The sequence below is a fragment of the Mesorhizobium sp. M4A.F.Ca.ET.020.02.1.1 genome (genome assembly GCF_004022645.1).
Classification (GTDB): domain Bacteria; phylum Pseudomonadota; class Alphaproteobacteria; order Rhizobiales; family Rhizobiaceae; genus Mesorhizobium.
In genome coordinates this window covers 1-2,157 of sequence record NZ_RZOI01000890.1, presented here as the reverse complement: position 1 = coordinate 2,157, position 2,157 = coordinate 1, and the positions used below count along the sequence as shown (strand labels likewise).

2 protein-coding genes and 1 pseudogene are annotated in these 2,157 nt (G+C 64.2%); 2 read left to right on the top strand and 1 reads right to left on the bottom strand.

Annotated features, from left to right (window positions below):
• Window positions 1-40 precede the first annotated feature (40 nt).
• Entirely contained in the window at window positions 41-397 is a 357-nt protein-coding gene (locus tag EN742_RS32635) for a DUF1801 domain-containing protein (RefSeq protein WP_128333755.1), read from the top strand.
• A gap of 166 nt (window positions 398-563) precedes the next feature.
• Here EN742_RS32635 and EN742_RS32630 read toward each other — a convergent pair whose 3' ends face one another.
• Complete coding sequence (locus EN742_RS32630) at window positions 564-1,622, bottom strand: polysaccharide deacetylase family protein (RefSeq protein WP_126054922.1); 1,059 nt, start codon at window positions 1,620-1,622, stop codon at window positions 564-566.
• A gap of 90 nt (window positions 1,623-1,712) precedes the next feature.
• Between EN742_RS32630 and EN742_RS32625 the strand changes: the two are divergent.
• Window positions 1,713-2,157: pseudogene (locus tag EN742_RS32625) on the top strand (GNAT family N-acetyltransferase); the annotation flags it as partial.

Below are 2,157 nucleotides of genomic sequence, written 5' to 3'. Positions count from 1 at the left end.
CAGGAATAGCGCATCGCCGGAAAGCAAGTCTCCTTCGCAGCTGATAGACGCCAGGATCGAGGAGTTAGGCGACTGGAGGGGTCAGATGCTCAGCCGGCTCCGCGCTCTGATCAGGGACGCCGATCCCGACGTCGTGGAGGAGTGGAAATGGCGGGGCGTTCCGGTGTGGGAGGACGCCGGCATGATCTGCACGGGCGAGACCTACAAGGCCGTCGTCAAGCTGACCTTCGCCAAGGGGGCTGCCCTGGAAGACCCCTCCAGTCTCTTCAACTCCAGCCTGGAGGGCAACACCAGGCGCGCCATCGACTTCCACGAGGGCGATGCGATAAACGCGGAGGCTCTGAAGGCGCTGGTTCGCGCGGCTGTGAGCCTGAACAAGTCCAAGGCCAGGAAATAATCCGCGGGATCGACCGGCGGCGGCCAAGGTCTGTTGAGATGCAGGTCAGGCCGCGTCGAAAACGGTGATTTCCAAGAACCGGAGCGGAGCGTACTTAAAGTACGTGAGCACCGGAAGCGCAGGAAAGCGCCGTTTGCAGGCTGGCCTCACCTGAATATCAACAGACCTAGATCGTCACCACCATTTTGCCGGCATTGGCGAGCGGCGTCGTAACCCCGGACAGCATCGTGCGAATATGGGCGACGCTCTGGTAGCGTCCGTTGACGGAGATGCGCGGCAAGGCGTGCAGGAAGCCGGCATGCTCGGCGCGCAACACGCCATGGCGCGTCGTCACCGCCGAGACATAGCCGGCGTCGGTGGCAAAGCCCACTTCGCGGCGGCCGACGGCGCTGGCATAGCCATAGGGATAGGCGAGATGGCGCGGTTCCTGGCCGAGCTTTTCCAGCAATATGCGCCGGACATCGCCGATCTCATGCCGGGCATCGGCTTCCGGAAGCCGCTTCAAGTTGAGATGGTTGACGGTGTGGGCGCCGATCGTCACCAGCCTGTGTCCTGCCATGGCGCGGATCTCGTCCCAGCTCATCAGCGTGCTCGGGCGCCTTGTCTCCAGATCGATGCCGTTAGCGCGCGCGAATTCGCGCAGCGTCGCGCGCTGGTCCTCCTCGCGCACCTCCGCGGTCAGCCAGCTATGCAGGCGCGCATTGGCTTGGAGTTTTTTCCCCCGCGTCGAGCAATCGATCGTCACGGAGCCGTCCGGCATCGTCAGCGTCAGCCGATCGCGGGCGTTGACGATATCCTCGATCACGTCCCACCAAAGATCGGAGGCGCCGTCGATCAGACCGGGCGCGACATAGATGGCGATCGGGGCGCCGTGCTTTTCCAACACCGGCAGCGCCTCAGTCATGTTGTCGCGATAGGCGTCGTCAGCGGTGATGGTGGCGAACTGACCGCCCTTGCCGCCGTGCTTGATACGTTCGATCGCCTCGTCCAGCGAAACGAAAGCGTAGCCTTCGGCCCTCATGTCGGCGATGAGGGCGTCGAGGAAGCCGGGCGCGATGTTCAGGTGACGGTTGACGCCGTTCGGCTTCTCCGGCGTCGCGGTGACCCGGTGCAGCATGAGGATGGCGCCGATGCCGCCGACAAACGGCTTTGCCAGCGGGGCAAGGCCGGTGTAGCGGGCAACGTTCAGCGCCAGTTTCCGGATTGCTTCACCCCCGTCGATCATTCCTTCACCTTTTGCGCCTAGGCTCATCCAGCATGCGACGTGCCCATGCGTACCCCCAGGTTGAGACGAATACGCCTTAAGGATTGAGGTATGGTTGACGCCACCGCGTCATTTGACGGCAATCGGCTGGCCGCGAGCGAGACACCGCCACGCACCATGCCGGTCGGTCACGCCGGCCTGTCGGTGACCATCGGCGACGGCGCGGCACTTGCAACTTACGCGCGATTCTGCGCTTCGGCGCTGTTCGCGCCGGCGCAAAGTGCCGTTTGGGTAAGCAACTGGGCTCGGGCGGTTCAGCCCGACATTGTCGTTGCGGCACTCAGCGTCGAAAACGAGCAGGTGCTTTCTCTGGCCCTTGAAGTCGTCAGCCGTGGACCATTCCGCATCGCCCGCTTCATGGGTGGCCGCCATGCCAACGGCAATTTCGCCGCCGCTGCGCCGGGCCGGCTGCCAAGCGCCGACGCCGCGGCGGTCCGTTCGATGCTGAAGACCATCGCCCGGGCGCGACCCGACATCGACCTGATCTCACTGGAGC

Coding starts and splice junctions, on each gene's coding strand:
- EN742_RS32630 (WP_126054922.1), bottom strand. CDS start 1,622: ATGATCGACGGGGGTGAAGCAATCCGGAAACTGGCGCTGAACGTTGCC.